At 58.2% G+C, this 670-nt stretch carries 1 protein-coding gene; it reads right to left on the bottom strand.

The genetic code is table 11. The features are described from left to right. Positions 1-108: 108 nt before the first annotated feature. Positions 109-537 carry a hypothetical protein gene (locus ACTHQV_RS19270; protein ID WP_440492330.1) on the bottom strand — a complete coding sequence of 143 codons (429 nt, stop codon included), beginning with the start codon at positions 535-537 and terminating at the stop codon, positions 109-111. Positions 538-670: the final 133 nt, after the last annotated feature.

Below are 670 nucleotides of genomic sequence, written 5' to 3'. Positions count from 1 at the left end.
GCGGACGTACCGTCCGTCGCTATCGCGGATGTCCGTCGTTTCCAAGGCAGACGATACCCGCAATCTGTCCCGCGGTACCCCGGACGGCTATCCCTTACTTGCGCACGTTTACTCGTTCGGCGTGCCCACGGTCAAAGGCGATATCGAGATAAGTTTATCGACGACAATTTCGTGGGCGGCCATCCCCAAATGCCCATGATCTCCGGGAAGAAGTGTCCGGCGGCCAACAAAGCTGATCAAGAACGTCCTGCCAGTAGCGTTACCTTGCCTCGGCCGAATGCGGGGGTTGAACGAAATCCAGATTTGATTGCCTTTGGTCGCGTACGAACATGCTTGAGCCGGCGCCGGGCAGAATAGCTGCCCTTCGAAATCATCGCGCCACAGGCCGTTCCAGCGCTTGCGCGGTGTCATGCGGAAGCAGTCCTGAACCTCTGACGGCATGGCTTCGATGCCGCCATATTCGATCCGTTTGAGACACGCCGCTGTCATCCCTGGATACGCTGACCTCAGCTCCTCCAAAAGTGCGGCATCGGCCATTGGTTGCGGCCTACCACATCCGGCTAGCAGCAGTGATGCAAGTAGCGCTGTCGCGGTAGACATTCTGGACATGGCCTCAAACTGCACTTCTGCCATATGACGTGCAACTCGCGCTCTCCGTCATAGCCGGACA

The sequence above is a fragment of the Sphingomonas sp. SAFR-052 genome, assembly GCF_051965015.1.
Lineage (GTDB): Bacteria > Pseudomonadota > Alphaproteobacteria > Sphingomonadales > Sphingomonadaceae > Sphingomonas.
Note: the sequence above shows the minus strand (reverse complement) of the source record. Positions and strands in the feature narration are given on the sequence as shown.